The sequence below is a fragment of the Pseudomonas lundensis genome (genome assembly GCF_002269125.1).
Taxonomy (GTDB): domain Bacteria; phylum Pseudomonadota; class Gammaproteobacteria; order Pseudomonadales; family Pseudomonadaceae; genus Aquipseudomonas; species Aquipseudomonas lundensis_A.
Genome location: NZ_NQKI01000068.1, coordinates 1 through 4966, shown reverse-complemented (window position 1 = coordinate 4966; position 4966 = coordinate 1). Strand labels below are relative to the sequence as shown.

8 protein-coding genes are annotated in these 4966 nt (G+C 55.9%); 3 read left to right on the top strand and 5 right to left on the bottom strand.

Annotated features, from left to right (window positions below):
• Nucleotides 1–1387: 1387 nt before the first annotated feature.
• A complete protein-coding gene (locus CJF39_RS22260) occupies nt 1388–1807 on the top strand; it encodes a hypothetical protein (RefSeq protein ID WP_073510845.1) in 420 nt (139 codons plus the stop codon).
• A gap of 31 nt (nt 1808–1838) precedes the next feature.
• On the opposite strand, the gene CJF39_RS23435 is transcribed toward CJF39_RS22260, so the two are convergent.
• Genes CJF39_RS23435 through CJF39_RS22245 form a run of 3 tightly spaced genes read right to left on the bottom strand, consistent with a single transcriptional unit; the run spans nt 1839 to nt 2631 of the window.
• The gene (locus CJF39_RS23435) at nt 1839–2087 is read right to left on the bottom strand and encodes a hypothetical protein (protein ID WP_094995328.1); all 249 of its coding nucleotides are present in this window, start codon (nt 2085–2087) and stop codon (nt 1839–1841) included.
• Complete coding sequence (locus CJF39_RS22250) at nt 2084–2338, bottom strand: hypothetical protein (protein WP_094995327.1); 255 nt, start codon at nt 2336–2338, stop codon at nt 2084–2086. The genes CJF39_RS23435 and CJF39_RS22250 overlap by 4 nt, the downstream gene beginning before the upstream one ends.
• Complete coding sequence (locus tag CJF39_RS22245) at nt 2335–2631, bottom strand: hypothetical protein (protein ID WP_094995326.1); 297 nt, start codon at nt 2629–2631, stop codon at nt 2335–2337. Before CJF39_RS22245 ends, CJF39_RS22250 begins: the two co-directional genes overlap by 4 nt.
• Before the next feature lie 290 nt (nt 2632–2921).
• On the opposite strand from CJF39_RS22245, the gene CJF39_RS22240 reads away from it, so the two are divergent.
• Both CJF39_RS22240 and CJF39_RS22235 read left to right on the top strand, forming a co-directional pair.
• Nucleotides 2922–3185, top strand: a complete 264-nt coding sequence (locus tag CJF39_RS22240; RefSeq protein WP_010657468.1) for a CopG family ribbon-helix-helix protein — start codon at nt 2922–2924, stop codon at nt 3183–3185.
• Complete coding sequence (locus CJF39_RS22235; RefSeq protein WP_094995325.1) at nt 3148–3438, top strand: type II toxin-antitoxin system RelE/ParE family toxin; 291 nt, start codon at nt 3148–3150, stop codon at nt 3436–3438. Before CJF39_RS22240 ends, CJF39_RS22235 begins: the two co-directional genes overlap by 38 nt.
• Nucleotides 3439–3842: 404 nt before the next feature.
• Here the strand turns inward: CJF39_RS22235 and CJF39_RS22230 are convergent, their stop codons facing one another.
• Both CJF39_RS22230 and CJF39_RS23220 read right to left on the bottom strand, forming a co-directional pair.
• Nucleotides 3843–4097 (bottom strand): hypothetical protein, encoded by a 255-nt coding sequence (locus tag CJF39_RS22230; protein WP_094995324.1) that lies wholly within the window; start codon nt 4095–4097, stop codon nt 3843–3845.
• 157 nt (nt 4098–4254) lie between these two features.
• On the bottom strand, nt 4255–4966 hold a 712-nt coding region (locus CJF39_RS23220; protein ID WP_212555995.1), incomplete at its 5' end, for a hypothetical protein.

Here is a 4966-nt window from a genome sequence, read left to right as displayed (position 1 = left end):
CGTCCAGGGCGAAACCAGGGTGCGCAGCATCCGGCCGCACCGCTTGCGTGCGCGTCAGGTGAAACCGGACCAACCTGGATTCGCGATGAAGCAGTCGAGAAAGGGACGAAGGACCGCAACGAGACGTCGCGCAATGGCAGAATGCAGGTTGGTCCGGCTTTGCCGGGCGCGCACGCGGGTGAATTTTCGAGACAAGCCCGTCCAGGGCGCTGGGGAGGAAAGAGGGTGGAGGCTCGCGCAGCGAGTCGGAACCCTGAAAGCCTGACGGGGCGCTCCCCCGGAAGGTTTGGGCGTCCCGCAGGGCGGCCACGACAGACCGTAGGGATGGCGCGCTGTTGCTCTGCTTTTGTCTTGGATTATCTATGTAGCGTTCTATTGGTCGTTCTATTGCGTTGGCTATTGCTTCAGCAATAGAACACCAATAGGAGAGGTATAAAGGTGAAAAGGTACAAAAGGGCAAAAAGCCAAGAGCATTCGCGCTACGCGCTCACCAGCTCGACCCCCTAAAGGGGGACCCCCACTCGCTGGGAAAGATCCAAAGCGGGTAATAACCCTGAGAGACAAGAGCACGAGCAATGATGGCTGACGCCAGTCTAAGGCCGCCCACTGGCGGCAATAATGATGGCTGCGCGACGCACTTGATGGCTCCCACTGGCGTGGGAGCCCCTACGATCGGCTTTTAAAAAAAGCGTCTCGCATGACTCCACGCAGTGAGGATTTTGTTCCAGGTGCGACCACCCGGCTCCCACTCCCAACAGGCGTTCCAGACTTTCGGGGATTGTTTACCACTGCGCCCCCTGCCCTCTTCGGCGTCTGGCGGTTGGTGGGTTTTAGGACAGTGACAGCGCCCGTGGTTGGGTTTTTACGCTGCCCTGCCATTGCCTTCTCGCCCTTGCGGGTCGCACCTAACCGGCTATACCGGCTGCCGTGAAGAGATCCCCTTGATCGGCAGCTATTACTTCCCGGGCCCAAAGCATCTTGATTCCAAGCGTCGGGAAGAGGTGTCGGGGGAGGCTGGAAGCTGGACAGACGGGAGTTTTCCCGACAGAATTGGCTTACCAGGTCTCGTTCCCCGCACCGAAAAGCAGAGATTCCCCGAGACCTTGGCCAGAGCGATTGCAGTCGCCGCTGGCCCGAATGAAACCCTGCCTTGGCAGGGTTTTTTCGTTTTAATGCTATGTATCTATTACCCAAAGATATTGCGTTTGCTCGCTCAGCGCAAACCCTGTGTCTTTCACAAGCTGCCGTGTGGGTCTGGCAGCTGTGCTGCCTACCAGCACGGTAGCCAACAAGGTCCACCGGACCGCGTTAGGGAATGGTCGGTTAAGTCTCATAAATAGCAGTAGACTGTAGGGCACCCTACAGACAGAACCCGACACTGCCCTACATGGCAAAATTAACCATCGGCCGCATGGCAAAACTCTACGGTTTACACCGTTCAACATTGCATGAGGCCGTGTCTAAAGGCCGCGTAACTGCTGGCCTAGACGGTAAAGGGCAAAAGGTTATCGACCTATCAGAAATGATCCGTGTTTATGGCGAACCACAGGGGATCACCCTACACCGCCCTACACTTGACCCGACACCCTCGCCCTACACTTCCCCTACACCTGAAATGGACGCCTTACACCCAGCCCTACACTCGTTGGTTGAAGAGGTTCGATTGCTGCGTGCAGAGATACAAGAGCTGCAACAATCACTTCGGCTGATCGAGCATAAACCCGAGCCTAAACCTGCATTGCCTCACAACGCGAAGCCAGGGGAAGCCCCTACTTGGGCAAATTTGCTCGACGCTCTCGATAACTAAAAGCCGTGGCCAGTTTCGCGGGCGCGAAACTTCATAGTTCCACCGCAAAGCCTCGCACACCAAGCCTTTCGGCAAAGCGACCCACCGCCGTCAGGCTGGCCCAGGTACGAATCACCTCCCGCCTCGACCGTACTGGAATCAGCCGCGAGTGCGGCCCGCCGAGGCGTACCGAAAACGTCCACTTGGTACGGGTGGTATCACGGCCGGCGACAAACTCCCGGACTGCGTTCTGTTGCACCAGGTGCTGCAGCGCGTCTTCGTGAATCCCGTCCCCGATCACAACAGCAGCGCCGTGACGCGTGCCTGTGAGGCCTCATCCATGATCAGGTACAGACTTTCAATCTCGGCCGGCTTAAGCACCTTGAGCTCTTCCAGCACCTCGACAAAGCCTTGCGCTCGTTCGCTGGCCAGATGCACCTGCAGGGTGTCAGCGCTTTGTTCGATCGTGCGCAGGTGCAAGCGCAGGGTGGCCAGCACCTCAGGCGACGTACTGATCGCGGCGAACGGATCGTTACCATAACAAACGTTCATCGCCGAATATCCTCAGCCTGACGTTTGAAGTCGGCGGCCTGTTCTTCACTCAAGGCACCGTCTTTCACAAACTGCAGCAACCAGGCATTCCAACTGATCAGCCCTTTTTTACCTTGGGTGGACAGTTTTTTTCCCAGCGTAAATATCATGACCCGAAGCTGGTTGGGGTCTCGGAGGACGCTTTTTTCATAGTCGAGCGTTTCTAGCAATGCGCTGGTCAGCGCGGCCTCAGCTGGATGTGTCAGTTTCATTAACAGCAGGCCGCGCCTTACCACTTCTTGTTCGATGAGCATGTGCGGTTTCCTTGTCCGAGTCAGTGGCCCACTACGCGTAAAACCACAGCAGGGGGGGCTGGCGTACCAGTGTAGGGGGGGGTTGGTTTCCGTGCCCAGAAAAAAAGGCCCCCACGACTCTCTCAAGTGTGGGGGCCTTTTGAACATAAGCGGCGTTATTCGCACTGGGTCGATGATAGTGAGTGCTCATAAATGATTAGCAAATAGTTGCGATATTCCACTGATAGTGGAATACTCAAATATGAGTAGACAACGTCTACATCGTAGACAAAATCGTGTGGAGTGATAACATGGCCTCGCCTGTCCTGTCTTTTCGTGTGGAATCGGAGCTGATTAACCAGCTCGATCAGCTCGCTGAAGCAACTGATCGGGATCGTCAGTACCATCTCAAACGTGCATTGGCACGTTATGTAGAGTCAGAGTCCTGGCATTTTCGAGCGGTAGCCGAAGGGATCGCTGATGCTGAGGCAGGCAATCTAATCGACTTGGATGCCGTGAAGGCTAAGTGGGTGGCTCGTGCCGAAAATCGCATTAACCAGCAAAGCGGACAGTGACCTCGAAGGTATCTACGAGCATTACGCGCCTTTGTTAGGCGCTGACGCCTCAGAAGGCGTCGTGTTTCACCTTATCGAAGCACTGACGATGCTGGAGACTTTCCCTCAAATGGGTAAGGCTTCGGACATTCCCGATTGCCGCGAGCTGATCATCTCGAAATACCCCTATCGAGCGATTTACACGCTGAAAGGTGAGACGATAAGAATTTACCGAATCCTGCATCAGCACGCCGAGCGTCCAGAAGATTGGTGAGCCCCTAAGCAAAAAAATCCCGCCGTTTGGCGGGATTTTTTTGTGTCCGATTTAACGCCGTTATGCGCAGCCGCGCGTGGGTTAGTTTTTTATACCGAACTTTTCCTTTACATGCTTCGGCACAAGCACCCCGGCTGGAGCCGGCAGTTCAGCAGCGCGGCCCAAGTGGTATTCGGCATATTGGCTGCTGCCGTCTGGCTCAGCCGTGACGTTAATAGCGATCAGTATTCGACTGTGTGAAAGGGGTTCGTTTCTGTTCATTGTACGGCCGCCGGTAAGTATTCTCCGGAGAATAGTTACCGGTATGGTGCGAAGTTTCAGGCAACCGCGTAGCGGCACAATGAGCCTATCGCTAGGCTCAGCAGCCTTGGCCGAATTTTCCGGTCAGAGGCTGAGTTTTTCAGTTACTTAATTTTTTCGCGGTAGTTCTTGTTAGATCTTTCAGCGATCTTCGCAATCCGACGAGCCCTGCTTGATTCGGTCTGACCGGAAAGCAACATCCATGCAAGTACTGCAAGAAGGATACAGACACTCAGGGCCGCGCAAGCAACCAGCCAAACCCCATACGTGGCAGCAATTATAAGTAGCACGCCCAGAAGCCAAGGCCCTGCCATCAAAACTGCAATAAAAATAAGCACGCCCAATATGGCAATCTGCATTCGGATATCTCCCTTTTAGCGGTAGGGTACCTCCGCAGATATGGGCGTCAAGGTGTTTGGTATTTCCTAACCCTCGCAATGGGCACGTCCCACGCGGCTTGGCGTCTCGCTCAAGATCAACTAGGAGCCGACGTGCAGCAGTCTGACGCCAACACCCCTAATCCGGTATCTGAACGGTTTCGGCACGAAAACGCAGAGCCATGATGGTCCTAGCCGATAACGCACGTAATTCCTGATTGTGAAAAATCAGGTGCGCTCGATGCGGCTTGGTTTCCTCGTCCCAATGCTGCAGATCCTCCAGTCGAAACTGATGCTTGCCTTGGTAGGTCGCCGCGAGGTCAGCCGCCAAACCACAGGCAGCCTCTCCTGGCGTGGCTATGGCCCAACCGATGATGTCAGCCAGCTGTTCGGCTGGTGATCGCGGTGTAACGCCCTGGGCGGCGTTGCAGGCAAATTCGTTGTAGAGCTGAGCGCCCAGCTCGGGATCATCCGCAGGGTTTCCCGGGCACAACCGCGGCTCCCAGGGAAGCACATAGGTCGATTGACCGAGAACGTCTTGCCGGACGTAGTCCGACGGTTTGGCTAAACGCTGCATGAGCTTTGCTCCCAGGCGAAAATCGCATGGTAGCGCAGTAGGGGCAGCTGAAAGCTGATTCCAGAGCGGCCTTAGCCGCTCTGATAAACCGCCGGTGAAGACGGCGTAAACAGCTGGACAGACGCCACCCGAGCCCACGAGGGGGTGAGGAAAAATGGCCCCCAGGCCGAATTTTTCCGTTCTGCCCTGGTGCAGCCCGTCCAGGGCGAAACCAGGGTGCGCAGCATCCGGCCGCACCGCTTGCGTGCGCGTCAGGTGAAACCGGACCAACCTG